The organism is Salmonella sp. 741265116_PST, assembly GCF_046567715.1.
GTDB classification, from domain to species: Bacteria; Pseudomonadota; Gammaproteobacteria; order Enterobacterales; family Enterobacteriaceae; genus Salmonella; species Salmonella enterica.
In genome coordinates this window covers 1-26,439 of sequence record NZ_JBKFPH010000011.1, presented here as the reverse complement: position 1 = coordinate 26,439, position 26,439 = coordinate 1, and the positions used below count along the sequence as shown (strand labels likewise).

General features: G+C 51.5%; 23 protein-coding genes and 1 pseudogene. 11 read left to right on the top strand and 13 right to left on the bottom strand.

Going from position 1 to position 26,439, the window contains the following annotated elements; all coding sequences use genetic code 11:
* The first annotated feature begins 67 nt into the window (after nucleotides 1-67).
* Nucleotides 68-559: a YajQ family cyclic di-GMP-binding protein gene (locus ACLD11_RS09720; protein WP_001138913.1), complete on the top strand. Its 492-nt coding sequence runs from the start codon at nucleotides 68-70 to the stop codon at nucleotides 557-559.
* 46 nt (nucleotides 560-605) lie between these two features.
* Here ACLD11_RS09720 and ACLD11_RS09715 read toward each other — a convergent pair whose 3' ends face one another.
* From ACLD11_RS09715 to ACLD11_RS09675, 9 genes are all read right to left on the bottom strand, one after another.
* The gene (locus ACLD11_RS09715; RefSeq protein ID WP_411014839.1) at nucleotides 606-1,970 is read right to left on the bottom strand and encodes an MFS transporter; all 1,365 of its coding nucleotides are present in this window, start codon (nucleotides 1,968-1,970) and stop codon (nucleotides 606-608) included.
* Nucleotides 1,971-2,417: 447 nt separating this feature from the next.
* A complete protein-coding gene (locus tag ACLD11_RS09710; RefSeq protein WP_183059582.1) occupies nucleotides 2,418-3,476 on the bottom strand; it encodes a peptidase inhibitor family I36 protein in 1,059 nt (352 codons plus the stop codon).
* 333 nt (nucleotides 3,477-3,809) lie between these two features.
* Entirely contained in the window at nucleotides 3,810-4,700 is an 891-nt protein-coding gene (gene cyoE, locus ACLD11_RS09705) for a heme o synthase (protein WP_172496742.1), read from the bottom strand.
* Nucleotides 4,701-4,711: 11 nt separating this feature from the next.
* Nucleotides 4,712-5,041, bottom strand: a complete 330-nt coding sequence (locus ACLD11_RS09700; RefSeq protein ID WP_000019878.1) for a cytochrome o ubiquinol oxidase subunit IV — start codon at nucleotides 5,039-5,041, stop codon at nucleotides 4,712-4,714.
* Nucleotides 5,041-5,655 carry a cytochrome o ubiquinol oxidase subunit III gene (locus ACLD11_RS09695; RefSeq protein ID WP_000179833.1) on the bottom strand — a complete coding sequence of 205 codons (615 nt, stop codon included), beginning with the start codon at nucleotides 5,653-5,655 and terminating at the stop codon, nucleotides 5,041-5,043. The genes ACLD11_RS09700 and ACLD11_RS09695 overlap by 1 nt, the downstream gene beginning before the upstream one ends.
* The gene (cyoB, locus tag ACLD11_RS09690; protein ID WP_000467158.1) at nucleotides 5,645-7,636 is read right to left on the bottom strand and encodes a cytochrome o ubiquinol oxidase subunit I; all 1,992 of its coding nucleotides are present in this window, start codon (nucleotides 7,634-7,636) and stop codon (nucleotides 5,645-5,647) included. Before cyoB ends, ACLD11_RS09695 begins: the two co-directional genes overlap by 11 nt.
* 10 nt (nucleotides 7,637-7,646) lie before the next feature.
* Nucleotides 7,647-8,603, bottom strand: a complete 957-nt coding sequence (gene cyoA / locus ACLD11_RS09685; RefSeq protein ID WP_001239448.1) for a cytochrome o ubiquinol oxidase subunit II — start codon at nucleotides 8,601-8,603, stop codon at nucleotides 7,647-7,649.
* A gap of 452 nt (nucleotides 8,604-9,055) precedes the next feature.
* Nucleotides 9,056-10,531 carry a muropeptide MFS transporter AmpG gene (gene ampG / locus ACLD11_RS09680; RefSeq protein ID WP_411011432.1) on the bottom strand — a complete coding sequence of 492 codons (1,476 nt, stop codon included), beginning with the start codon at nucleotides 10,529-10,531 and terminating at the stop codon, nucleotides 9,056-9,058.
* Between the two features lie 43 nt (nucleotides 10,532-10,574).
* Nucleotides 10,575-11,153, bottom strand: a complete 579-nt coding sequence (locus tag ACLD11_RS09675) for a lipoprotein (RefSeq protein ID WP_001539323.1) — start codon at nucleotides 11,151-11,153, stop codon at nucleotides 10,575-10,577.
* A gap of 303 nt (nucleotides 11,154-11,456) precedes the next feature.
* Between ACLD11_RS09675 and bolA the strand changes: the two genes are divergently transcribed.
* From bolA to fadM, 9 genes are all read left to right on the top strand, one after another.
* Nucleotides 11,457-11,774 carry a transcriptional regulator BolA gene (gene bolA / locus ACLD11_RS09670; RefSeq protein ID WP_000973433.1) on the top strand — a complete coding sequence of 106 codons (318 nt, stop codon included), beginning with the start codon at nucleotides 11,457-11,459 and terminating at the stop codon, nucleotides 11,772-11,774.
* A 346-nt stretch (nucleotides 11,775-12,120) separates the two neighbouring features.
* Nucleotides 12,121-13,419, top strand: coding sequence for a trigger factor (tig, locus tag ACLD11_RS09665; protein WP_411014838.1), 1,299 nt, complete (start codon nucleotides 12,121-12,123; stop codon nucleotides 13,417-13,419).
* Between the two features lie 246 nt (nucleotides 13,420-13,665).
* Nucleotides 13,666-14,289 (top strand): ATP-dependent Clp endopeptidase proteolytic subunit ClpP, encoded by a 624-nt coding sequence (clpP, locus tag ACLD11_RS09660; RefSeq protein WP_000122257.1) that lies wholly within the window; start codon nucleotides 13,666-13,668, stop codon nucleotides 14,287-14,289.
* 250 nt (nucleotides 14,290-14,539) lie between these two features.
* Nucleotides 14,540-15,811, top strand: a complete 1,272-nt coding sequence (clpX, locus tag ACLD11_RS09655) for an ATP-dependent protease ATP-binding subunit ClpX (RefSeq protein ID WP_000130314.1) — start codon at nucleotides 14,540-14,542, stop codon at nucleotides 15,809-15,811.
* Between the two features lie 185 nt (nucleotides 15,812-15,996).
* Nucleotides 15,997-18,351, top strand: a complete 2,355-nt coding sequence (lon, locus tag ACLD11_RS09650; RefSeq protein WP_001067723.1) for an endopeptidase La — start codon at nucleotides 15,997-15,999, stop codon at nucleotides 18,349-18,351.
* A 190-nt stretch (nucleotides 18,352-18,541) separates the two neighbouring features.
* Nucleotides 18,542-18,832, top strand: a complete 291-nt coding sequence (gene hupB, locus ACLD11_RS09645; RefSeq protein WP_254888479.1) for a nucleoid-associated protein HU-beta — start codon at nucleotides 18,542-18,544, stop codon at nucleotides 18,830-18,832.
* A gap of 290 nt (nucleotides 18,833-19,122) precedes the next feature.
* Nucleotides 19,123-20,994 (top strand): peptidylprolyl isomerase, encoded by a 1,872-nt coding sequence (gene ppiD, locus ACLD11_RS09640; RefSeq protein ID WP_023201994.1) that lies wholly within the window; start codon nucleotides 19,123-19,125, stop codon nucleotides 20,992-20,994.
* 149 nt (nucleotides 20,995-21,143) lie between these two features.
* Entirely contained in the window at nucleotides 21,144-21,518 is a 375-nt protein-coding gene (locus ACLD11_RS09635) for a helix-hairpin-helix domain-containing protein (protein ID WP_000680322.1), read from the top strand.
* 103 nt (nucleotides 21,519-21,621) lie between these two features.
* Nucleotides 21,622-22,020 (top strand): long-chain acyl-CoA thioesterase FadM, encoded by a 399-nt coding sequence (gene fadM / locus ACLD11_RS09630; RefSeq protein WP_001194543.1) that lies wholly within the window; start codon nucleotides 21,622-21,624, stop codon nucleotides 22,018-22,020.
* A gap of 79 nt (nucleotides 22,021-22,099) precedes the next feature.
* Here fadM and queC read toward each other — a convergent pair whose 3' ends face one another.
* Both queC and ACLD11_RS09620 read right to left on the bottom strand, forming a co-directional pair.
* Nucleotides 22,100-22,795: a 7-cyano-7-deazaguanine synthase QueC gene (queC, locus tag ACLD11_RS09625; protein WP_080208067.1), complete on the bottom strand. Its 696-nt coding sequence runs from the start codon at nucleotides 22,793-22,795 to the stop codon at nucleotides 22,100-22,102.
* A gap of 64 nt (nucleotides 22,796-22,859) precedes the next feature.
* The gene (locus ACLD11_RS09620) at nucleotides 22,860-24,560 is read right to left on the bottom strand and encodes an SgrR family transcriptional regulator (protein ID WP_411011431.1); all 1,701 of its coding nucleotides are present in this window, start codon (nucleotides 24,558-24,560) and stop codon (nucleotides 22,860-22,862) included.
* 100 nt (nucleotides 24,561-24,660) lie between these two features.
* Between ACLD11_RS09620 and cof the strand changes: the two genes are divergently transcribed.
* Nucleotides 24,661-25,479 carry an HMP-PP phosphatase gene (cof, locus tag ACLD11_RS09615; protein WP_151354163.1) on the top strand — a complete coding sequence of 273 codons (819 nt, stop codon included), beginning with the start codon at nucleotides 24,661-24,663 and terminating at the stop codon, nucleotides 25,477-25,479.
* Nucleotides 25,480-25,531: 52 nt separating this feature from the next.
* On the opposite strand, the pseudogene ACLD11_RS09610 reads toward cof, so the two are convergent.
* Nucleotides 25,532-25,756: pseudogene (locus ACLD11_RS09610) on the bottom strand (PLP-dependent cysteine synthase family protein); the annotation flags it as partial.
* Between the two features lie 19 nt (nucleotides 25,757-25,775).
* Nucleotides 25,776-26,439: IS630 family transposase (locus ACLD11_RS09605; RefSeq protein WP_411014837.1), on the bottom strand; the 664-nt coding region annotated here is incomplete at its 5' end.

Sequence of the window (26,439 nt, the reverse complement as noted above, 5' to 3'; positions counted from 1 at the left end):
CTAAGCTTCTCGTTAAGCCTCGTTGCAGGTATTATGCAACGCAACGAAAATGAAGGGAGAAGAAAAGATGCCATCTTTCGATATTGTTTCTGAAGTTGATCTGCAGGAAGCGCGTAACGGCGTGGATAACGCGGTTCGCGAGGTTGAGTCTCGTTTTGACTTTCGTGGCGTAGAGGCGACTATTGAACTGAACGATGCCAATAAAACCATCAAGGTGCTGAGCGAGTCCGATTTCCAGGTCAATCAGTTGCTCGATATTCTGCGCGCCAAGCTGCTTAAACGCGGTATTGAAGGCGCTTCGCTGGATGTACCGGACGAGTTCGTGCATAGCGGTAAAACCTGGTATGTGGAAGCGAAGCTGAAGCAGGGCATTGAAAGCGCCGTGCAGAAGAAAATCGTCAAGCTGATTAAAGACAGCAAACTGAAGGTGCAGGCGCAAATTCAGGGGGAAGAGATTCGCGTGACGGGCAAATCACGTGACGATCTGCAATCGGTAATGGCGCTGGTTCGCGGCGGCGATTTGGGCCAGCCGTTCCAGTTCAAAAACTTCCGCGATTAAGTTGTTATGCCGGATAGAGCCTCGCCGCCATCCGGCAATGCAGTATTTATCCTTTGCTGATAAGCTGTTCAACTTCAAAGCGATTGGTCACTTTGCTGTCGATTTTGACGTAAGCGGAATGCTCTTCCGCCACGATCAGCACTTCGCTTACGCCTTTCATTGCCAACAGTCGCTGTTTTAGCCTGTCGTCAGCAACGATATCCGCTGGAATTTCCACGCGCAGGCTGCTGACATAGGGCGGCTCTTTCATGGTACTTGCCACCGCCAGCCATACCATCGCCAGTACGGCCCCGGCAAGAAAAACGGTTTGCCCATCAAACGTGCCGTCTATCCAGCCGCCCAACGAGCCGCCAAGCGCCACGCCAAGAAACTGACTGGTAGAATAGACGCCCATCGCCGTTCCTTTATACCCCGCGGGCGATTCTTTGCTAATCAGCGAAGGCAGCAGCGCCTCCATCAGATTAAAGGCGAGGAAAAAGAGTTGTACGCCAATCACCAGCTCCCAGAAATGCTGGCCCGCTCCCCACAACACGATTTCTGCGACGATAATGAGCCCCACGCAGAACAGGAATACCTGCTTCATCCGCCGTTTGACTTCAGCATAGATGATAAAAGGCACGACGGCGGCAAAGGCGATCACCATGGTTGCCAGATACACCTTCCAGTGTTCGGCGGCAGGGAAACCGGCATCGGCAAGCTGGCCGGGCAGGGCGACAAAGGTGGACATTAATAAAATATGCAGACACATAATGCCGAAATTGAGCTTGAGCAGCCTCGGCTCCGCCAGCACTTTACTGAAGCTGCCTTTGACCATCCCGGATTCGCGATTCAGCACATGGTTGGTACTGTTGGGAACCACCCAGATCGTCAGAAGAATGCCCAGGGTGGCGAGGGCGGCGATCATCCAGAACAACGCGTTCAATCCCAGACTATGGGTAACAATTGGCCCTAATACCATCGCAATCGCGAAGGTGATACCAAAGCTGACGCCGATAAACGCCATCGCTTTGGTGCGGTTTTGCTCTCGGGTCAGGTCAGACAGGAGCGCCATGACGGCAGCGGCAATGGCGCCGGACCCCTGTAGCGCTCGCCCCAGAATAATGCCCCAGATTGAGTGGGAGAGTGCGGCAGTGACGCTACCCGCGACAAATACCGCCAGTCCGCCGACAATCAGCGGTTTACGGCCAATGCGGTCGGACAGCAGCCCAAAGGGAATTTGAAAGATAGCCTGCGCCAGCCCGTAAATGCCGATCGCAATGCCGATTAATGCTTCGCTGGCGCCCTGTAGCGCCATACCGTATGTGGTCAGTACCGGTAGAACCATAAACATGCCCAGCATACGCAACGAAAAGACGGTCCCTAAACCCCATGTGGCACGCAGCTCCCCTGGCGTCATTTTATAATCGTTCATTGCCACCTCTGTATGAAATTCGCACCTAGTGTAAAGCGCTACGTTGGTTGGGTAAATATGCGCTTTATTAACAAATGTTGTGGTGATGAGGGGAGGCCACGAGAGACGAAAAATGCCGGATGGCGATACTCACGTCGCTTATCCGGCCTACAGGTAACGTGCTTTTGTAGGCCGGATAAGGCATAAGCCGCCATCCGGCATAGAAGGTGTGACGATTTACTAAGGATATATACCCTTCATACTTCAAGTCGCTTATGTGTTGGCTACGCTCACTCACCCCAGTCACATAGTTATCTATGCTCCTGGGGACTCACTCCCTTGCCGCCTTTAAGCAACTCGAATTATTTTGGGTATAAGCAAATATTCACTTCAACAGATACCTTAACTTTGTTTAGGCATATTCACCCGAAAAGATGAAAGTACCTGTATTGACGAGTAAGCAGATGATTAACCTTTCTGCATGAGTCGTAGGTTTTTCAGCGTCTGATAATCAGTAGATTGATTTGGATAGATAATTTGAATATCCAGTTCAATATCTTTCTCTGGAGCGATAACATGGCCTGGTTGACTATCCAGATAGACGTTGCCATTAACTGATTTTTCGGTATTTAACTGAACCCAGCTGCTTTCAGTTTCCAACCATTCAGGGGATACTTCAGCCCCTTCAGGCAATAAGAAAGACAGCTCCCATTTATCAACTTCAGTATCAGCAGAGCTGAGAATAAGTTTATAACTATAAATATAATTTGTGCTGGGCCAGATATCGGCCCAGTCCCCGGCGAAAGTTTGGGTCACTTGTAATGCGCGAGATTCGCTTACGGTAACAGTGGTTTGTGTCATATTGTTGCCATTGTTAATAATACCTACTGGCATAGTGAGTTGACACGTTAGCGTTGCTTGCCCCTGACTTTTTCCCTCAACAGGAATACGTACATTAACCGTTTCATTGCCAGGAATACTTAGGGTTTGTGGATCAAGTTTGACTGAAAAAATGGCGGAGTTACTGGAGGTGGCTGACATTGTTACATTCTCGACCGCCTCACCGGTATTGTTTTGAATTTGCAGCAGTGCAGAGTATTCTTCTTCCTCTTCGAGATAAATCTCACTTTCCACATTCATCGTCAGGTCAACGGATTGAGTGTCAGCCGAAACGACCGAGTTAACCGCATCGTTCCAGTTACCTTTTCCCAGCGGATAATCTAAAAGACTGGATATCTGCGATCCTGGTTTCACGACAAGAGTTTCTCCATCCAGGTAAAGTCCAGAAACTAGAGTTGCATTCTGATTCATATTATTGACTACGGATGACACTCCATCATGTTCACCAACAATAAAACCATAACTTGCTAACTGAGATTTATTTAGCGAAATATTGGGTGAGATAATTAAGATGTCACCCATTTCACTTTTATTAAAGTCGATATTGGTATAAAGCGCCAGTTTGCCTGATGGGCACTTATCGGCACCGGATTCATTATTAAGCAAATAGACATCTTGATCGTTCATAATAAACTCCTGTTTATCAATTTAAAATTGTATCGATTAGTCATTAACGGAGATAGTAACTCTGCCGTGGAATAACTTTACGTTCATTTCGTCGATAAACAGGAGTCATTTGAGATAAAGATAACTTATAATGTATATAAGCTAATCAATTTTATGTTTATCACATATAAAATTAACAGTGATAAGTAAATAAAATTCATAAATAGTTTTAATTTTAAACGAAAAATGCCGGATGGCGATACTTACGTCTCTTATCCGGCCTACAGGTAACGTGCTTTTGTAGGCCGGATAAGGCATAAGCCGCCATCCGGCATAGAAGATGTGACGATGAACTTACCAGACGTAAGTCAGCAGATTCTGCGAATTCGGCACCATAAAATCAACGGACATCATGATACTCAGCGCGGTAATCGCAATGATAGAGAAGCCGAACAGCTTACGCGCCCAGACCTTATCATCTTCCACTTTGTAACCGCGTAGCGCCATGCCGAGCCACCAAACGCTGACCGCCGCGGCGACCACCAGGTATTTGTAACCGGCATAACCGCCCAACGTTAGCATTAGCGTTGCAACGGCAAACGCAATGATGTACAGCGTGATGTGGTTTTTAGCGACTGAGATTCCTTTTACCACCGGCAGAACCGGGATATTGGCCGCCTGATAGTCCTTAAAGCGGAAAATGGCGATGGCGTAAGAGTGCGGCATCTGCCAGAGGCTGAAAATAGCCAACAGGATCGCCGCGCCGCTATCAAAGTTGCCCGTTACGGCGCAGTAGCCAATCACCGGCGGCGCTGCGCCGGAGAGAGAACCAATCAGCGTTCCGTAGACGGAGTGACGCTTCATGTACAAGCTGTACACGCCAACGTAGACCACGAAGCCCATCACCCCCAGCCAGCAGGCCAGAGGATTGGCGCCAAACCACAGCAGCATAAAGCCAGCAATACCCAGCAGGGTGGCGTATACCAGCGAGACGCCAGGAGAAATCAGGCCTTTGACCAGCACCCGATTCTTGGTCCTTTCCATCTTCCTGTCGATATCCCTGTCGATGTAGTTGTTAAATACACAACCCGACGCCACAACCAGTGACACCCCGACCAGCGTATAAATGAACAGGGGATAGTCAATGCTGCCCTTTGAGGCCAGCAGAAATCCCCCGATCACCGAGATCAGGTTGCCAAAGATGATGCCTGGTTTCGTTACTTGCAGGTATTGCTTAAACATCATACTCGCCGCTCTTAGTGCATCATCATGTTGTAGTTGAGGTTCCACATAATCCAGATGGAGCCCACAACCAGGATGGCGATGATCAGCACGGTAAAGATGAAGGCCGTCATGTTCCAGCCTTCATCAGATTTGGTGTTCATGTGCAGGAAACACACCAGATGCACCAGAATCTGCACCACTGCCATTGCCAGGATAGATCCCAGAATAACGGCCGGAGAGGCAGCGCCGGTCATCACCATCCAGAATGGAATAACCGTCAGGATGACCGACAGGATAAAGCCGGTCATGTACGTTTTTACGCTGCCGTGGGATGCGCCGCCGCTCTCGGTAGAATGACTCATTACATCGCCCCCATCAGATAAACAACAGTGAATACGCAAATCCAAATCACATCCAGGAAGTGCCAGAACAGGCTCAGGCACATGATGCGGGTACGGTTAGTGCTGGTCAGACCGCGACGGGCAACTTGCACCATCAGCACCGCCATCCAGATCAAACCGGAAGTGACGTGCAGACCGTGAGTGCCGACCAGCGCGAAGAACGCAGACAGGAAGCCGCTGCGATCCGGACCCATACCGTTAACAATCAGGTGATGGAATTCATAGAGTTCCATCCCGATAAATCCGGCACCGAACAAGAAGGTCAACGCCAGCCAGGAGATAACCTGGCTCTTGTTGTTCTTGTGCATGGCGATCGCCGCCATGCCGTAGGTAATGGAGCTAAATAACAGCAGGAAGGTTTCAACCAGAACGAACGGCAGTTCAAAAATATCCTTACCTGTCGGGCCGCCAGCGGTGCCGTTCACCAGAACGGCATAGGTAGCAAACAGAATAGAGAACAGAATGCAGTCGCTCATCAGGTAGACCCAAAATCCGAAGATTTTGTTCTGGCCTGCGTCATGGTGCCCGTGTTCGTGCGCGTGGGCAGTCGCGTGCGTTAAAGTATCAGTTGCCATTTTTCAGCCCTGCCTTAGTAATCTCATCGAAATGCTGGTTTTCCAGTTTTTCGACTTCCGGGACCGGCACGTAGTAATCCACATCTTCATCAAAGCTTTTTACAATCCAGCTGATGATCATGCCTGCGAAACCCACTATCGCCAGCCACCAGATATGCCAGATCATGGCGAAGCCAAATACCGTCGCGAAGGCGGCGATAACAATACCGGCACCGCTATTTTTCGGCATATGAATCTCTTCATACTGTCCAGGCTGTTGGTACGCTTCGCCTTTTTCTTTCATTTCCCAGAAGGCGTCACGTTCGTGAACGTGCGGCACAACGGCAAAGTTATAGAACGGCGGCGGAGACGAGGTTGACCACTCCAGCGTACGGCCACCCCATGGGTCGCCGGTCAGATCGCGGTTCTGATCGCGGTCGCGAATAGAAACGAAGATCTGAATCAGTTGGCACAGGATACCCAGCGCAATCAGCGCGGCGCCGGCGGCGGCAACCATCAGCATCGTATGGAACTGCGGATCAATTTGCTGGCTGAGGCGACGGGTCATGCCCATGAAGCCCAGTACGTACAGCGGCATAAAGGCTACAAAGAAACCGATAATCCAGAACCAGAAGGCGCGTTTACCCCAGGTTTCGTTCAGCTTGAAGCCAAACGCCTTCGGCCACCAGTAGGTCATACCCGCGAAGCAGCCAAACACCACGCCGCCGATGATCACGTTATGGAAGTGCGCAATCAGGAACAGACTGTTGTGCAGGACGAAGTCCGCGCCCGGTACCGCCAGCAGAACGCCGGTCATACCGCCGACCGAGAAGGTCACGATAAAGCCGATGGTCCACATCATTGCGGAATGGAAGACGATACGGCCCTGATACATGGTGAACAACCAGTTGAAGATCTTCACCCCGGTCGGGATGGCGATAATCATGGTGGTGATACCGAAGAAGGCGTTAACGTTCGCGCCCGCGCCCATCGTGAAGAAGTGGTGCAGCCAAACGATAAACGACAGTACGGTAATACAGACGGTCGCCCAAACCAGCGAGGTATAGCCGAACAGACGTTTACGCGAGAAGGTCGCTGCGATTTCGGAGAATACCCCGAAGACCGGCAGAATCAGAATGTACACTTCCGGATGGCCCCAGGCCCAAATCAGGTTGATGTACATCATCATGTTGCCGCCCATATCGTTGGTAAAGAAATGGGTGCCCAGATAGCGATCCAGGGTCAGCAACGCGACGGTAACCGTCAGAATCGGGAAAGAGGCGATGATCAGTACGTTGGCGCACAAAGAGGCCCAGGTAAAGACCGGCATCTTGAACATCGTCATACCCGGCGCACGCATCTTCAGGATCGTCACGAAGAAGTTGATACCGGTTAACGTCGTACCAATTCCCGAGAGTTGCAACGCCCATATCCAGTAATCGACCCCGACGCTGGGACTGTACTCTATTCCCGATAGCGGCGGATAAGCCAGCCACCCTGTCTGCGCGAATTCACCCACGCCCAGCGAGAGGTTAACCAGGATAACGCCGACAACGGTGAACCAGAAGCTCAGGTTGTTCAGGAAAGGGAACGCAACGTCGCGCGCGCCGATCTGCAGCGGAACCACCAGGTTCATGAGACCGATAACGAAGGGCATCGCCACGAAGAAGATCATGATTACGCCGTGAGCGGTAAAGATCTGATCGTAGTGGTGCGGCGGTAGAAAACCCGCTTCGCCTGCGGAGGCAAGCGCCTGCTGGCTACGCATCATGATGGCATCGGCGAAACCACGTAACAGCATCACAATCGCGACGATGATATACATGATGCCGAGGCGTTTATGGTCAACCGACGTTAACCACTCTTTCCATAGGTAGGTCCACTTACCGAAGTAAGTAATCGCTGCCAGTATCGCCAGTCCCCCGACGATAATTGCAGCGATCGTTACCATGACGATAGGTTCATGGAACGGTACTGCATCCAGTGATAATTTTCCGAACATCTTATCTTCCTCAACCCTTGGAGTTGGCGGATTCCGCGTGGCTCATGTCCATACCTTCCATTCCTTCATGCGAGCTGTGCTCACCTTCAGGTTGGGTCATGTCCATGCTCTTACCGTGGTCCATGAATTTGTTAATAACGTCCTTGAACAAATCTGGTTTCACGCTGGAGAAATATTCCACCTTGTTGTACTCGCTTGGCATAGCCACTTTCTCGAACGCCGCCATATCATTCATGGTGTTCGGAGACTGCTTCGCTTTTGCGACCCATTGGTCGAATTCTGCGCGGTCTTTGGTGGCGATAGCTTTAAACTTCATACCAGAGAAGCCCGGTCCGCTATAGCTGGCGGAGATGCCATCGTAGGTTCCGGGTTCGTTGGCGATCAGATGCAAACGTGTTTGCATACCGGCCATGGCATAAATCTGGCTACCCAGACGCGGAATAAAGAAGGAGTTCATCACGGAGTTGGAGGTCACTTTGAAATAAACCGGCGTGTTCGCCGGGAAGGCGATCTCGTTGACGGTGGCGATACCCTGCTCCGGATAGATGAAGAACCATTTCCAGTCCATGGAAACCACTTCGATGGTGATCGGTTTTTCGTCATGCGCCAGCGGCTTGCTTGGTTCAAGCGCGTGCGTGGTTTTCCAGGTCAGTACGGCAAGGAAAATGATGATCAAGATAGGCACCGTCCAGACCACAGCTTCCACTTTATTGGAGTGTGACCAGTTCGGGCTATACTTCGCATCCTTATTACTCGCGCGATACTTCCAGGCGAAACCAACAGCCATCAAGATGGCAGGAATAACGACGATCAACATCAGGCCAAATGCCGTCAGTATCAGCGAACGTTGCTCCAGTCCAATCTGTCCTTTGGGATCCAGCAGCGCAGAATTACAGCCACTGAGTAATGCAGTGCCTGCAATTAATGACAACCATCCCAAACTTTTATTGTATTTCCTGAGTCTCATTTAACGACCTCAATTCCACGGGACCTGGTGGCGTTTAAAGTGTAGGGGCATTTTACGGTAAGGTTACATTACTGTAAACATGATTGGTTCTGTGTTACCAAGTTCTGCCGCGCATGTCACATATGTTGCCAGGTATGTCGAAATAACTTTAAGACACTGTTGAAACTTTGCGTTATAACGGATGAGGTCTGTAAGTGGGATGTTGAGGGATAATTGGTATAACCAATGTAAAAATAAAACAATTACTTAACAATTTATTATCAATAAAAGGACAATCAACGGCAGAAATTTAAATTTAATCGGCTGAATCGTGTAAAGAAAATAGGTAGCGTAGAAATTACCAATAATTTCCAAAATTCTGTTGCGCACAAAAAGACAAATATATTTTTTATCAATTGATGGTTATTTAGCCGTTATAATTCCGGGTCGTTATTACAACGGCAAATAATGTTTTAGAGCAGGCGTGTTTTTCGTAGCGCCAGGTAGTCCAGCAACCCGCCAAAGACAATGCCGCACACGGCAACCGCTACCGCAGTCTCAAGCAATTCGGGCAGGAATAAGAAGTTAGTGTAATCCACCGCGTTCATGGTCAGCAGGAGTACCCAGACCGCCAGCAAAGCGGCGCCCGCGAGCAGGATTGAAAGCGCGAAATTGTAGGCGCCACGGTATTGCGTGCGGGGAATGAAACGTTCGCTCTGCCAGCTATATTCCAGCGTTTGCCGACAGACCAGCAACAGTAACAGCCCGGGAACGGCGGCGACAACTGAGAAGAGGTAGAATGTCGGCCAGCCGTGCGCTTCAACGAACCAGCCCGCTACAGGACCAACATAAACGCGGCCTACTGCGGAGAGGGCCGACAGTAGGGCAAACTGTGTTGCGGAAAACGACTTATTACATAGCGTCATTAATAAGGCGACAAAGGCGGCAGTACCCATCCCGCCGCACAGATTTTCGAAAAAGACCGCCGCGCCCATGCTGAACATGTTTTTATCGGTAATGGAGAGCAACCAGTAACCGGCGTTGGACGCGCCTTGCAAAATGCCGAAAATCAGCAGCGCGCGAAACAGAGAAAGACGCTGCATTAATATACCGCCGTATAACGCGCCGACGATCGTTGCCAGCAGGCCCAGCGTTTTATTGACCACGCCGACTTCGCCGGCGTCAAAGCCGACGCCGCGAATCAAAAAGGTGGTGGTCAGGCTCATGGCGAAGGCGTCACCTAATTTATAAAGCACAATGAGCAGTAAAATCAGCCAGGCGTTATTACGGCCAAAAAAATCGCGTAGCGGCGCGACGACGGCCTGTTCCAGCGATTTCGGGGACGGGATGGTCTCGGTCGGCTCCGGCGCCAGTAAGGTGGCGATAATGCAGGGAAGCAGCAATGCCGCCATTAGCCAGTACATGCCCTGCCAGCCGAGCCAGCGATCGGCCAGCCATAACGCCAGTCCGCCGGAAACCAGCATCCCCAACCGGTAGCCAAGCACGCTGATTGCCGCGCCAGCGCCGCGTTCTTCTGCGGGTAAAACATCGGTTTTCCAGGCGTCGAACACGATATCCTGCGAGGCGGAGCAAAAAGCAATCACCACCGCCAGCGCCGCCATCCAGCGTAGCTGCGTACCGGGTTCAAGAAAGCCCATCGCCGCAATCGCCGCCAGTAATAACAGTTGCGTGGCGAGTAACCAACCGCGGCGACGACCTAAAAAAGGCGGCGTGTAGCGGTCCATCAGCGGGGACCAGAGAAACTTAAACACATAGGCCTGACCAACCAGCGAGAAGAAGCCAATCGTTTTAAGATCGATATTCTCGACGGTCATCCACGCCTGTAGCGTACCGGAGGTGAGCGCCAGCGGGAGGCCGGAGGCAAAACCCAATATCAGCAGAATGGCTGAGCGCGGTTGCTGGAAAATACGTAAATATTGACTTGACATAGGCATCTACAGACCCGGCTTCTGCCGGGTCTTGTTGTTGCTATTAACGGGCGTTTTGCTTGATAAAATCGTGAATACTGGTGTCCTGAGACATATCAGCGATGGTATCGGTCAGAACGCTGTTCACCGCGTCGGCAATATTCTGGTTAGAGGCCTGGAACGCCCCTTCAATAGAGTAGTTGGCGCGATAGTTTTTGGTCATCTTGTTGCCATTTGCCGCGGTCGCAATAATCGCGATATCTGCTTTGGTCGCGATGTTGTAGCGCACGCTACCCTGGGAAACATCTGCATACAGTTGGTTAACAATAATCTGCAGATTAACCGCGCCGTTAGGCCCGATCATATAGCCCCGCGCCGTCATCTGTTTTTCCAGAACTTCTTGTAACAGGAAGCGTAAATCGCGGGAGGCGGTTAACGTTACCAACTGGTTGTTACGCGTGACTTTCGCTAACGCCTGATCCTGGCGTTGGTCCGCGCCGGTAATGCTAACGGTGACGCCCATCAGGCTTGGGTCCTGCTGTGGCAAGGTGATCTTCGGCGCGACGTCAATGGTCGTCGGCGGTGTGGCGCATCCTGCCAGCATAAACAGAGCGACTAACGGAAAGAGAAGTTTTTTTAACATATTCAGGCTCTCAATGGCGCTTAAAACGTGATAGGTAAAAATTCCCGCCATCATAACACCGCTAACGGCGAGGGGAAGTGGTCAACGCAGGTAAATTCGTCGCAATGTCCGATTTGTTATTGATAACGGCGCAAGCGGGGATTTTGAGCGCTAAAAGAATGATTAAGGCAGTAAACTTCATACGTTTGGCTGAAATAATCAGACGAAAGCTAAATTTTTGTTGTCATGCTGTAATGGAAACGGTAAAAGCGGCTAGTATTTAAAGGGATGGGTGACATCACAGCGTTGTCGGAGGAGATTTTCATGATGATACGTGAGCAAATAGAAGAAAAATTAAGGACAGCGTTCGACCCCGTGTTTCTCGAAGTTGTGGATGAAAGCTATCGTCACAATGTTCCTGCAGGATCGGAAAGCCATTTTAAGGTCGTGTTGGTGAGCGATCGCTTTACAGGCGAACGTTTTCTTAATCGTCATCGGATGATTTACGGTACGTTAACGGCGGAACTCTCCACAACCGTACATGCGCTGGCACTGCATACTTATACCCTCAAAGAGTGGGAAGGGTTGCAGGATACTATCTTCGCGTCGCCTCCTTGTCGCGGCGCGGGAAGCATCGCGTAGCAAAACGGATTTGCAACTACCTCCGCTTTTCCAGTATGTTGCTACAGAATTATGTGAAAACGGCCTGCGGGCCGTTTTGTTTTGTCTGAATTTTGAGCGTGTCGTACAGTATTCAGACAAAAATTAGCCGAGAATTGTGAAAACCGCCGCAGCATCGCACAATCACCGTTCTCGACTCACAAAAGTGATGCCGCTATAATGCGCCGTCTTATATATGAACGTCTTCGGGATGATTCTGACGACAGGGAATGTGATTGATTATGAGAACATCCCGGTTCCGCGAAGCAAATAGCACGTGCTTGCGGAGTAGAGTTGACCGAGCACTGTGATTTTTTGAGGTAACAAGATGCAAGTTTCAGTTGAAACCACTCAGGGCCTTGGCCGCCGTGTAACGATTACAATCGCTGCTGACAGCATCGAGACCGCTGTAAAAAGCGAGCTGGTCAACGTAGCGAAAAAAGTACGTATTGACGGCTTCCGTAAAGGCAAAGTACCGATGAATATCGTCGCTCAGCGTTATGGCGCTTCTGTTCGCCAGGACGTGCTGGGCGATCTGATGAGCCGCAACTTCGTTGACGCGATCATCAAAGAAAAAATTAACCCGGCAGGCGCGCCGAACTATGTTCCGGGCGAATACAAAGTGGGTGAAGACTTCACTTACTCCGTCGAGTTTGAAGTCTATCCGGAAGTTGAGCTGACCGGCCTCGAGTCCATCGAAGTTGAAAAACCGGTTGTTGAAGTCACCGACGCTGACGTTGATGTGATGCTGGACACCCTGCGTAAGCAGCAGGCGACCTGGAAAGAAAAAGACGGCGCTGCCGATGCGGAAGACCGCGTGACCATCGACTTCACCGGCTCTGTAGACGGCGAAGAGTTCGAAGGCGGCAAAGCGACCGATTTCGTTCTGGCGATGGGCCAGGGTCGTATGATTCCGGGCTTTGAAGACGGCGTTAAAGGCCACAAATCTGGCGAAGAGTTCACTATCGATGTGACTTTCCCGGAAGAGTACCACGCTGAAAACCTGAAAGGTAAAGCGGCTAAGTTCGTTATCAACCTGAAGAAAGTTGAAGAACGCGAACTGCCGGAACTGACCGAAGAATTCATCAAACGTTTCGGCGTTGAAGATGGTTCCGTAGCCGGTCTGCGCGCTGAAGTACGTAAAAACATGGAACGCGAGCTGAAAGGTGCGGTGCGTAACCGCGTTAAGTCTCAGGCGATCGAAGGTCTGGTAAAAGCTAACGACATCGACGTACCGGCTGCGCTGATCGACAGCGAAATCGACGTTCTGCGTCGTCAGGCTGCGCAGCGTTTTGGTGGTAACGAGAAACAGGCTCTGGAGCTGCCGCGCGAACTGTTCGAAGAACAGGCTAAGCGTCGTGTAGTTGTCGGTCTGCTGCTCGGCGAAGTCATTCGTACCAACGAGCTGAAAGCGGACGAAGAACGCGTTAAAGGCCTGATCGAAGAGATGGCGTCTGCTTACGAAGATCCGCAAGAAGTGATTGAGTTCTACAGCAAAAATAAAGAGCTGATGGACAATATGCGTAACGTCGCTCTGGAAGAACAGGCTGTTGAAGCGGTTCTGGCAAAAGCGAAAGTGTCTGAAAAAGCCACTTCCTTCAATGAGCTGATGAACCAGCAGGCGTAATTTTTCGCGTTAAAAGCACGAAATTTGCACAAAAACCCGTCACCTTTCAGTGACGGGTTTTTTTTGTCACGCATTTTGCATGGTAAGGGTGCGAAAACCGCGTTTCAGTGTTAGCGTTAGAGCAAAAGATTGTTATGCTTGAATTATGGCGATGCCGTACCCATTACAGAGGGACTGGCTGATAATCCGTCCATCAGGTTACAATCAGTACAGCAGATTTTTTCAATTTTTATCCAGGAGACGGAAATGTCATACAGCGGAGAACGAGATAATTTGGCCCCTCATATGGCGCTGGTGCCGATGGTCATTGAACAGACCTCACGCGGTGAGCGCTCTTTTGATATCTATTCTCGTCTACTTAAGGAACGCGTCATATTTCTGACCGGCCAGGTCGAAGACCATATGGCTAACTTGATCGTGGCGCAGATGCTGTTCCTGGAAGCGGAAAACCCGGAAAAAGATATCTATCTGTACATTAATTCTCCTGGCGGCGTAATTACTGCGGGGATGTCCATCTATGACACCATGCAGTTTATTAAGCCAGACGTCAGCACCATTTGTATGGGACAGGCGGCCTCTATGGGGGCGTTTCTGCTGACTGCCGGGGCGAAAGGCAAACGTTTCTGCTTGCCGAACTCTCGCGTCATGATCCACCAGCCGCTGGGCGGTTACCAGGGCCAGGCGACGGATATTGAAATTCACGCCCGCGAAATTCTGAAAGTAAAAGGGCGCATGAATGAACTTATGGCGCACCATACGGGTCAATCTCTTGAGCAGATTGAACGTGATACTGAGCGCGATCGCTTCCTCTCCGCGCCTGAAGCGGTAGAGTACGGTTTGGTTGACTCAATTTTGACCCATCGTAATTGATGCCCTGGACGCAAGTGTGCCGCTATACACTTCATCCTTCACGCTACCTCGGTGTTGGCTGCCAGCGCGCCTCCCGGTGACTTACTTATGTAAGCGCTGTGGAGTCGCTGAGTTGCCGCCTTGATGTAGCTCGAATGATTTTGTGTATATACTAATGAAGGGCGGCACAACGCTGATTAGCGGCTTGCGCCTGAGAATGGCATTTGCGTCGTCGTGTGCGGCACAAAGAACAAAGAAGAGGTTTTGACTCATGACAGATAAACGCAAAGATGGCTCGGGCAAATTGTTGTACTGCTCTTTTTGCGGCAAAAGCCAGCATGAAGTGCGCAAGCTGATTGCCGGTCCATCCGTGTATATCTGCGACGAATGCGTCGATTTATGTAACGACATTATTCGCGAAGAAATTAAAGAAGTTGCTCCGCACCGTGAACGTAGTGCGCTGCCGACGCCGCATGAAATTCGTACTCACCTGGACGATTACGTTATCGGCCAGGAGCAGGCGAAAAAAGTGCTGGCGGTGGCGGTCTATAACCACTACAAGCGTCTGCGTAACGGCGATACCAGCAATGGCGTCGAGTTAGGCAAAAGCAACATTCTGCTGATTGGACCGACCGGTTCCGGTAAAACGCTGCTGGCGGAAACGCTGGCGCGCTTGCTGGATGTGCCGTTCACTATGGCGGATGCGACCACGCTGACCGAAGCGGGTTACGTGGGTGAAGACGTCGAGAATATCATTCAGAAACTGTTGCAGAAATGCGACTACGACGTGCAAAAAGCGCAGCGTGGGATTGTCTACATTGATGAAATCGATAAGATTTCGCGTAAATCAGACAATCCGTCCATTACCCGCGACGTTTCCGGCGAAGGCGTACAGCAGGCGTTGCTGAAACTGATCGAAGGCACCGTCGCCGCGGTTCCACCGCAGGGCGGTCGCAAACATCCGCAGCAGGAGTTCTTACAGGTAGATACCTCTAAGATTCTGTTTATCTGCGGCGGCGCGTTTGCCGGTCTGGATAAAGTGATCGCTAACCGTGTTGAAACCGGCTCCGGCATTGGTTTTGGCGCGACGGTGAAAGCGAAATCCGACAAAGCCAGCGAAGGCGAGTTGTTGTCGCAGGTTGAACCGGAAGATTTGATCAAATTTGGTCTGATTCCTGAGTTTATCGGTCGTCTGCCAGTGGTGGCGACGCTGAACGAACTCAGCGAAGAAGCGCTTATTCAAATCCTGAAAGAGCCGAAAAATGCGCTGACCAAGCAGTATCAGGCGCTGTTTAACCTGGAAGGTGTCGATCTGGAATTCCGTGACGAAGCGCTGGACGCTATCGCCAGGAAAGCAATGGCGCGTAAAACCGGCGCCCGTGGTCTGCGTTCTATCGTCGAAGCGGCGCTGCTGGATACCATGTACGATTTGCCATCTATGGAAGACGTCGAAAAAGTGGTGATCGACGAGTCCGTTATTGCCGGTCAGAGTAAGCCGTTGCTGATTTACGGCAAACCGGAAGCGCAGGCTTCTGGCGAATAATTAAACATTCATACAATCAGTTAGCCAAAAAAGGGGGGATTTTATCTCCCCTTTCGTTTTTCCTGTAAACACGCCGTTGAATGTGTGGGAAACATCCCCATATACTGACGTACATGTTATAGGTGGTATGGAGCACAGCTATACTATCTGATTACCTGGCGGACACTAAACTAAGAGAGAGCTCTATGAATCCTGAGCGTTCTGAACGCATTGAAATCCCCGTATTGCCGTTGCGCGATGTGGTGGTTTATCCGCACATGGTCATACCCTTATTTGTAGGGCGGGAAAAATCTATCCGTTGTCTGGAAGCGGCTATGGACCATGATAAAAAAATCATGCTAGTCGCCCAGAAGGAAGCATCAACGGATGAGCCGGGTGTAAACGATCTTTTCACCGTCGGGACCGTGGCCTCTATTTTGCAGATGTTGAAACTGCCTGACGGCACCGTAAAAGTGCTGGTCGAGGGGTTACAGCGTGCGCGTATTTCTGCGCTGTCTGACAACGGCGAACATTTCTCCGCAAAGGCGGAGTACCTTGATTCGCCAGCCATTGATGAGCGAGAACAAGAAGTGCTGGTGCGTACCGCTATCAGCCAGTTCGAAGGCTACATCAAGCTGAACAAAAAAATTCCGCCGGAAGTGCTGACGTCACTCAATAGCATTGACGACCCCGCACGTCTGGCTGACACCATCGCCGCGCATATGCCGCTGAAACTGGCGGATAAACAGTCCGTACTGGAGATGTCCGACGTTAACGAACGTCTGGAATATCTGATGGCGATGATGGAATCTGAAATCGATCTGCTGCAGGTTGAGAAACGCATTCGCAACCGCGTGAAAAAGCAGATGGAGAAATCCCAGCGCGAGTACTATCTGAACGAGCAAATGAAAGCGATTCAGAAAGAACTTGGCGAGATGGACGACGCGCCGGACGAAAACGAAGCGCTGAAGCGTAAAATCGACGCGGCGAAAATGCCGAAAGAGGCGAAAGAGAAAGCGGAAGCGGAACTGCAGAAGCTGAAAATGATGTCTCCGATGTCGGCGGAAGCGACCGTGGTGCGCGGCTACATCGACTGGATGGTGCAGGTGCCGTGGAATGCGCGTAGCAAGGTCAAAAAAGACCTGCGTCAGGCGCAGGAAATCCTCGATACTGACCATTATGGTCTGGAGCGCGTGAAAGACCGCATCCTTGAGTATCTCGCGGTACAAAGCCGTGTAAATAAAATCAAGGGGCCGATCCTGTGTCTGGTGGGACCGCCGGGGGTAGGTAAAACCTCGTTGGGCCAGTCCATCGCTAAAGCAACAGGGCGTAAATACATCCGTATGGCGCTGGGCGGCGTGCGTGATGAAGCGGAAATCCGCGGTCATCGCCGGACTTACATTGGCTCTATGCCGGGTAAACTGATCCAAAAAATGGCCAAAGTGGGGGTTAAAAACCCACTGTTCCTGCTCGATGAGATCGACAAAATGTCCTCGGACATGCGCGGCGATCCGGCTTCCGCACTGCTGGAAGTGCTGGATCCAGAGCAGAACGTGGCGTTCAGCGATCATTACCTGGAAGTGGATTACGATCTCAGCGATGTGATGTTCGTCGCCACCTCCAACTCCATGAACATTCCGGCGCCGCTGCTGGATCGTATGGAAGTAATCCGTCTGTCCGGTTATACCGAAGACGAGAAGCTGAATATTGCTAAACGTCACCTGCTGCCGAAGCAGATCGAGCGTAACGCGCTGAAGAAAGGCGAACTGACGGTCGACGATAGCGCAATTATCGGTATTATCCGCTATTACACGCGTGAAGCGGGTGTACGTAGCCTGGAGCGTGAAATCTCCAAACTGTGCCGCAAAGCGGTTAAACAACTGTTGCTCGATAAGTCGTTAAAACATATCGAAATTAACGGCGATAATCTGCACGACTACCTCGGTGTGCAGCGCTTTGATTATGGCCGCGCGGATAGCGAAAACCGCGTAGGTCAGGTGACGGGGCTGGCGTGGACGGAAGTGGGCGGCGATCTGTTGACCATCGAAACCGCCTGCGTACCGGGCAAAGGCAAGTTGACCTACACCGGCTCGCTCGGTGAAGTGATGCAGGAGTCTATTCAGGCGGCGCTGACCGTGGTGCGCGCGCGCGCGGAAAAACTGGGTATTAATCCGGACTTTTACGAAAAACGCGATATCCACGTTCACGTGCCGGAAGGCGCAACGCCGAAAGATGGTCCAAGCGCCGGTATCGCGATGTGTACCGCGCTGGTTTCCTGCCTGACCGGTAATCCGGTGCGCGCAGATGTGGCAATGACCGGTGAGATCACCCTGCGTGGTCAGGTGTTGCCGATCGGCGGCCTGAAAGAAAAACTGTTGGCGGCGCATCGCGGCGGGATTAAAACGGTCTTAATTCCATTCGAGAATAAACGTGACCTGGAGGAAATTCCGGACAACGTGATTGCCGATCTGGATATTCATCCTGTGAAGCGCATTGAGGAAGTTCTGACGCTTGCTCTGCAAAACGAACCGTCTGGAATGCAGGTTGTAACCGCAAAATAGTGACCCCGCGCAAATAGCGCTAATAAAAACAGGGCTGGCAGGCTATTTCGGACTTGCCAGCTTTTTTTTGTATAGCTAATTTAGATGGTTGATTGGGTCTGCCACCATTAACGGGTGTTGTAAGGGCGTGGCAGGCCTGATATAACTGCTGCGCGGTCGTACTTCGAAGGATTCAGGTGCGATATAAATTATAAAGAGGAAGAGAAGAGTGAATAAATCTCAACTGATCGAAAAAATTGCTGCAGGGGCTGATATCTCTAAGGCTGCGGCTGGACGTGCGTTAGATGCGATTATTGCTTCTGTTACCGAATCTCTGAAAGAAGGGGATGACGTTGCACTGGTAGGCTTTGGTACTTTCGCTGTTAAAGAGCGTGCTGCCCGTACTGGTCGCAACCCGCAAACAGGTAAAGAGATCACCATCGCCGCTGCCAAAGTGCCGAGTTTCCGTGCAGGTAAAGCGCTGAAAGACGCGGTAAACTAAGCGTGATCCCCTTGGGGGATGTGAAAAAGTACAAGGGCGCATCAACTGATGTGCCTTTTTTATTGACGATTCGGGACTTTCTGTGCGTTGCGGGCTGACAATTGCCCTCGTTTCTTGTCACAATAGGCTTTTGCGCGCCGCGTTCAGAAAATGCGATGCGCGTGAAGTCTCTATACGCAAATCATTCAGGTTGCGTCGACGCGGCAACTGAGCGAATCACTCGGTTGCCAGCAGAGAAGCTGCCTGAAAGATAAAGTGTAAAGTCACCTACAGCGGAGTGTGGTTACACCATGATGGACAGCTTACGCACGGCTGCAAACAGTCTCGTGCTCAAGATTATTTTCGTTATCATTATCGTGTCGTTCATTTTGACCGGCGTTAGTGGTTACCTGATTGGCGGAAGCAATAACTACGCCGCAAAAGTGAATGGCCAGGAAATCAGCCGGGCACAGTTTGAGAATGCGTTTAATAACGAACGTAACCGTATGCAGCAGCAGTTGGGCGACAGGTATTCTGAACTGGCGGCCAACGAAGGTTATATGAAAAGCCTGCGCCAGCAGGTGCTGAATCGTCTGATAGATGAAGCGCTGTTGGATCAATATTCCCGCGAACTGAAACTGGGCATCAGCGATGAGCAGGTAAAGCAGGCGATTTTCGCCACTCCCGCTTTTCAGGTGGACGGTAAGTTTGACAACAACCGCTATAACGCGATTGTGAATCAGATGGGAATGACGGCCGATCAGTACGCTCAGGCGCTGCGTAACCAGCTTACCACTCAGCAACTGATCAACGGCGTGGCCGGCACTGATTTTATGCTGAAAGGGGAAACCGACGAACTGGCGGCATTAGTCTCTCAACAGCGCGTGGTGCGTGAAGCCGTTATTGATGTCAACGCGCTGGCGGCGAAGCAGCAGGTGACCGATCAGGAAGTGTCCAGCTACTACGATCAGAATAAAGCCCGCTTTATGACGCCGGAACAGTTCCGCGTAAGCTATATCAAGCTGGATGCTGCGACGATGCAGGCACCGGTCAGCGATGCGGATATTCAGGCCTATTATGACCAGCATGTAGATCAGTTTACTCAGCCGGAGCGCATTCGTTACAGCATTATTCAGACCAAAACGGAAGATGATGCGAAAGCGGTACTGGATGCGCTGAACAAGGGCGAAGATTTCGCCACGCTGGCGAAAGAGAAATCTACCGATATCATCTCTGCGCGTAATGGCGGCGATATGGGCTGGCTGGAAGAGTCTGCCACGGTGCCGGAACTGAAAAACGCCGGGTTAAAAGAAAAAGGCCAGATATCTGGCGTGATTAAGTCGTCTGTCGGTTTTCTGGTGGCGCGTCTGGATGATGTTCAGCCTGCCAAAGTGAAACCGTTAAGCGAGGTTCGCGACGACATTGCCGCGAAAGTGAAACAAGAAAAAGCGCTGGATGCTTACTATGCGTTGCAGCAGAAAGTGAGCGATGCGGCAAGCAACGACAATGAGTCGTTAACAGGCGCTGAACAGGTCGCTGGCGTAAAAACGGTTGAAACCGGCTGGTTTAGTCATGACACCTTACCGGAAGAGCTGAACTTCAAACCGGTAGCCGATGCTATCTTTAATGGCGGTCTGGTGGGCGAAAATGGTACGCCGGGGCCGAATTCAGACATTATCACCGTAGATGGCGACCGGGCTTTTGTTGTGCGCGTGAGCGAACATAAACCTGAAGCCGTGAAGCCGTTGGCAGAAGTGAAAGAACAGGTCACTGCCCTGGTGAAGCATAACAAAGCGGAACAACAGGCGAAGCTGGATGCGGAAAAACTGCTGGTCGAGCTGAAAGCGGGCAAAGGCGCGGAAGCGATGAAAGCGGCGGGTCTGAGTTTTGGCGAGCCTAAAACGTTAAGTCGTACCAGTCAGGATCCGGTGAGTCAGGCGGCCTTTGCGTTAAGCCTTCCGACGAAAGATAAGCCAGTTTATGGCGTGGCGAACGATATGCAGGGTAACGTCGTTCTGCTGGCGTTTGACGAGGTGAAAGCGGGCGCCATGCCGGAAGCGCAGAAAAAAGCGATGGTGCAGGGCATCACGCAGAACAATGCGCAAATTGTCTTTGAGGCGCTGATGAGCAATCTGCGTAAAGAGGCGAAAATCAAAATCGGCGACGCTCTGGAACAGCAGTAATCGTCGAGGCGCTTCGCAAAAAATTGCAAAACGTTGTATCCCACAAAGGCCGCTTTCGCGGCCTTTTCCATTTCTGAGAATTGCCGTTTGTTCGTTTTTCTCCACCCCGCTATCGTGGCTGCACTGTTAACAAACAAGGAGAAAACAGTATGAAACACGGAATTAAAGCACTGCTTATTACACTTTCTTTAACCTGCGCGGGCATGGCCCATAGCGCGCTGGCGGCGACGCCTGTCGCAAAAAATGCAGCGGTGGAAACAAAAGCGGATACGCCTTCTTCATCCTCCGCCAAAGCGGCATTACCTGCTAAAGCCAGCGATGATGAAGGTACCAGGGTGAGCATTAATACCGCGTCTGCGGAGGATCTGGCGCGGGTGATGAACGGCGTTGGGCTGAAAAAAGCGCAGGCTATTGTGAGCTATCGGGAGGAGTATGGTCCTTTTAAAACGGTGGATGATTTAAAGCAGGTGCCGGGAATGGGAAGCGCGCTGGTGGAGCGTAATCTGGCAGTTTTAACATTGTAATCACTTGCACAGTGGCCAAAATTTGCCAGACTGTAGAGGTCATACCAGTTATGACCTCTGTACTTGTCGTTTACTTATAACAACAACGTAAGGTTATTGCGCTATGCAAACACAAATCAAAGTTCGTGGATATCATCTTGATGTTTATCAACATGTTAATAATGCCCGCTATCTGGAGTTTCTGGAAGAGGCCCGTTGGGATGGGCTGGAAAACAGCGACAGCTTTCAGTGGATGACGGCCCGCAATATTGCCTTTGTGGTGGTAAACATCAATATAAATTACCGTCGCCCGGCGGTATTGAGCGATCTACTGACCGTGACCAGCCAGGTACAACAGCTTAACGGTAAAAGCGGCGTATTAAGCCAGACGATTACGCTGGAGCCAGAAGGGCAGGTGGTGGCCGATGCGCTCATCACGTTTGTTTGTATTGATTTAAAAACGCAAAAAGCGCTGCCGCTGGAAGGCGAATTGCGTGAAAAGCTGGAACAGATGGTGCAATAACGCCTCGCTGTCTGATGGCGTTGAACTTGTCCGGCCTGGCGATATTGACCATGGTGAATATCGCCATCCGGCAAAACAATCACATTAACCCGGTTTTTTGCTTCATTGCCGCCATCACCGCCGCTTTATTCGACAGATAATGATTCAGGCCGTTAGCGCGCAGATTACAGGCCGCGCAATGACCACAGCCATCGCCTTTAATGCCGTTATAGCAGGTCAGCGTCTCCTCGCGAACCAAATCCAGTTGACCCCAATAATCGGCCAGCGCCCAGGTTTCAGCTTTATCAATCCACATTAAGGGCGTTTCGAAACGGATATCTTTCGCCATGCCCAGATTCACCGCGTGATTCAGCGCTTTGACGAACTCATCGCGACAGTCTGGGTAGCCGGAAAAATCGGTCTCGCAAACGCCGGTGATCACCGCTTCGGCTTTGACCTGATAAGCGTAAATCGCCGCCAGCGTCAGAAAGAGAATATTGCGTCCCGGTACGAAAGTATTGGGGATACCGTCCGCGTTCGGTTCATAGTCCGGCACCGGAATGCTATCCCGCGTCAGGCTACTGACCGCCAGTTCGTTCAGCAAAGTGACATCCAGCACTTTATGCGCGCGTGCGCCAAGTTTTAACGCCAGTGCGCGCGCGACATCAATCTCTGCGCGGTGGCGCTGACCATAATCAAACGTGACACAATGCACTTCATCATACTGATGCCGCGCTTGCGCCAGACAAGTGGTGGAGTCCTGACCTCCACTAAATACAACAACGGCGCGTTTCATAGTTATCCTGATCAATGACGTAAACCAATATGGTAACGCGTACGGATAATCCCGACCAGCTCCTTCACGGCGAAGGCGGCGGAAGCCAGGCTTCGCTAAATTCAAACCAGCCGCGAGGGGTGAGTCGAACGCCGTTAACGCCCGGTGGGGCGCTGATGCGATAGTGATAATTAAACAGCGGCGTAAGTGTGGCGTCATCCATCAGGTTGGCAAAAACTTGTTGTAGCGCGGCGCGGCGATCCTTTTCATTGGACTGAATTTGCAGAGCGTCAAGCGTAGCCTGCAGATGGGAAAACGCAGGCGCGTCCAGGACATGCGGCCAGATCTGATCGCAACGTAGCCACTGCTCCAGCGTATATTCCGGCGCTTCGCCGATCAGCCTGTCGCCCATCATCAGATCCGCTTGCGCCAACGCAGGGCAGTTATCCCAGTTTTTGGCATTATGAAAAATCAACGTTAACTCACAGCCGAGCGTCGCCAGGTAATGTCGAAGCTGTTCCGCCATCGTATGCAGCTCTACGGGAAGGTGGTACGCCAGGGTAAGTTTTTTCGGTAATGGCGTTTCATCAACATCCTGCCATTGTGGGATTGTCCAGCCGGGTAGCAGCCCCTGACTTGGCGTAATCAAGTTCTCATCTACTGGCAAGGTTTTCAGCAGCGAAGTATGATGGATAATATGCATCAGACGCCGCGCCTGCTGTACGTTGAGCCGTGAGCCCTTTTTGAGGGTTAAATAACAAAAGCCAAGACTGATACCACTACTTACCTGACTCAGCGTCGCCAGCTCTTCCGGTTTGCCGATGGCAATCTGCACCGGATGGCGGCAACTGGTGCCCAGATCCTGGGCAAACAGTTGCGGGGTGATCCAGAATTCAATCGCTTTCAGCAGCGGATGGCTGAGGTGGTAATGATCATGACTTTCCAGACGCACCAGTTCCGGCGTGAACAACGCCAGGCGAAAAGGACCGGTGCCGATAAGCGGCAGGTCAGGATGCGCCAGACCGCTACAATAGCTCGCCAGACGATGCGCCAGCCAGTAATCAGGTCGGTGAAGGAGAAAGGTCAGGCACTGAGGATGCGTTACTTCGATCCGTGCGACGCTAATAAACAATTTGCTTAGCGTGGGTAGGGTAAGCAGCCTTTCCAGGCGTTCGTGTAGCTGCGCGGTATCCACCGCATCGCCATTATGCCAGTGCAGCGTGGAGCGAATATAAAAATCCCAGCGTAAACCGTCGGCGGAAACCTCCCAGTGATGCGCCAAATCCCCGCAAGGATATTGACTGTCGCGGTCGAAGCGCGTTAACCCGGAAAAAACTTGCCCTGCGAGATGCTGTTCCGCGCGTCCTGGCAGGAAACCCGGTTGCAGCGGATCAAGCGGACGATAGTAGGGAATACGCAATGTCGGCGTATCGTTTTGCCATTGGCCGCCCATAAAAGGCTGGAGCATCGCCCGTAACTCGCCAGGCGCCAGTTGCGCCAGTTCCAGTACGTTGAGCTGCTGCCCTTTTTCCAGCGCCTGTTCCATCATGGCGGTGCGGAGCGATTCCGGCGTGACCAGAAACTGGAGTCGTCCACGTTTCCCGCGCCCGGACTGCGCCTCCCATCTTAGCCAACCCGCCTGCTGGGCCTGACGCAGCAGCGTTCGCAGATGGCGCTCGCTACAAAAACAGCGTTCGGCCAGTTCGCTAACGGTGACATGCTGCGTTTCCCCGGCGGAAGGCTGCCAGAGACGTTGATATTGATTAAGCCGATTCAGTAGCCTCATAGAAACCCGGAACACTTCCTTTTATCTGTTCACTATTACTTCCGTATATCTCAGGTAATACTGAACAACAAGTTAACCGCGTCACAGTGTGGAGAAAGAGATGGCCCGTCTGGCAGCATTTGATATGGATGGCACGTTATTAATGCCCGATCACCATTTGGGTAGAGAAACGATCGCCACGCTGGCGCGTCTGCGCGAACGCGATATCACCCTGACATTCGCTACGGGTCGTCATGTGCTGGAAATGCGGCATATTCTGGGGACGCTTTCACTGGATGCTTATCTTATTACCGGTAACGGGACGCGAATTCACTCGCTGGAAGGCGACGTGTTGCATCGTCAGGATCTCGATCCTCAGGTTGCCGATACGGTGATGCACCATGCCTGGGATACCCAAGCCAGTATGCATGTGTTTAATGACAACGGCTGGTTTACAGGCCAGGAGATCCCTGCGCTACTCCAGGCGCACGTCTACAGCGGCTTTCGTTATCAGGTTATCGATATAAAAAGCATTCCGGCCCATCAGGTGACGAAGATCTGTTTTTGCGGCGATCATGACGATCTGATCCGTTTGCGCATTCAGCTCAATGAGGCGCTGGAAGAACGCGCGCACCTCTGTTTCTCTGCCGTCGACTGCCTGGAAGTGCTACCGCTGGGGTGCAATAAAGGATCGGCGCTGGCGGTATTGAGCAACCATTTAGGGCTTTCACTGGCAGATTGCATGGCATTTGGCGACGCGATGAACGATCGGGAAATGCTGGGCAGCGTCGGGCGGGGGCTCATTATGGGCAATGCCATGCCGCAGCTTATCGCCGCGCTGCCACACCTTTCGGTTATCGGACATTGTGGTAATCAAGCGGTATCACACTTTTTGACGCATTGGCTGGACAATCCGCATCTACCTTATTCCCCCGAATGAGAGATCTCTTCCAGCAAGCCAGACATTCAGTCTGGCTTTTTTTTTGGGGTTTCTAGTCGCCGGTAAGTAATTTTGCGATGGCCGCTGACCACGGCGTCAAATCGCCGATATGGTCGCTAACCCAGGCCGGATGGTAATAGGTATCCAGATAGCGATCGCCGCTATCGCACAATAACGTCACGATAGCGCCGGTTTCTCCAGCCTCGCGCATCCGGGCCGCAAGCTGCAGAGCTCCCCACATATTCGTGCCGGTAGAGGCGCCGACTTTACGGCCTAAATAGCTGTGCCAAATACCGCTACACTTTTGCCAGCCCATGATTGCCTCCGGGAAATGGGCTGGCCGTTTCCATAAAATGATGAACTTTTCTTAACAGTTTCCACATCGAATGGCACTGATGATTGCGCGTTATTGTGTCGTGAAGTGCCTGCCATAGCCGTTCCACATGATTCACCCATGGCGAGTAAACCGGCTGATAAACGACCCTGAACTTCGGGTTCTCCTTCAGCCAGCGCTGTGTTTCACGGCTTTTGTGGATAATGTAGTTGTCCACGATGAGCGTTATTGTTTTTGCCCGTCGGTACGTCTCCTTCAGATGCTTTAACAGACTGATAAACAACACTGAACTTTTACTGTTTCCACCCACGTAGCTGACCTTACCTGTTCCGCTGTGCAGTGCGCCAGCCAGATAATATTTTTCATTCTGTCCCGGCGTCACCACGCGTTTTTGCTGCCCGCGTGGCTGCCAGTCCGCACCGATTTTGGGATTAAGATGGATATCCACCTCATCTTCATAAAATACCGGATGCTCTGCGCTGCATTCGTCCAGCGCTTTGTGGATTGCCGCCATCTTTTCATCTTTATGCGGGTCACGGATACGCAGGGTTGGCGCGGCCCTGCGCCACACAAGCCCCGCAGACGGCAACCAGCGGCGAACGGTTCCGGCATGTAACTGGCAACCG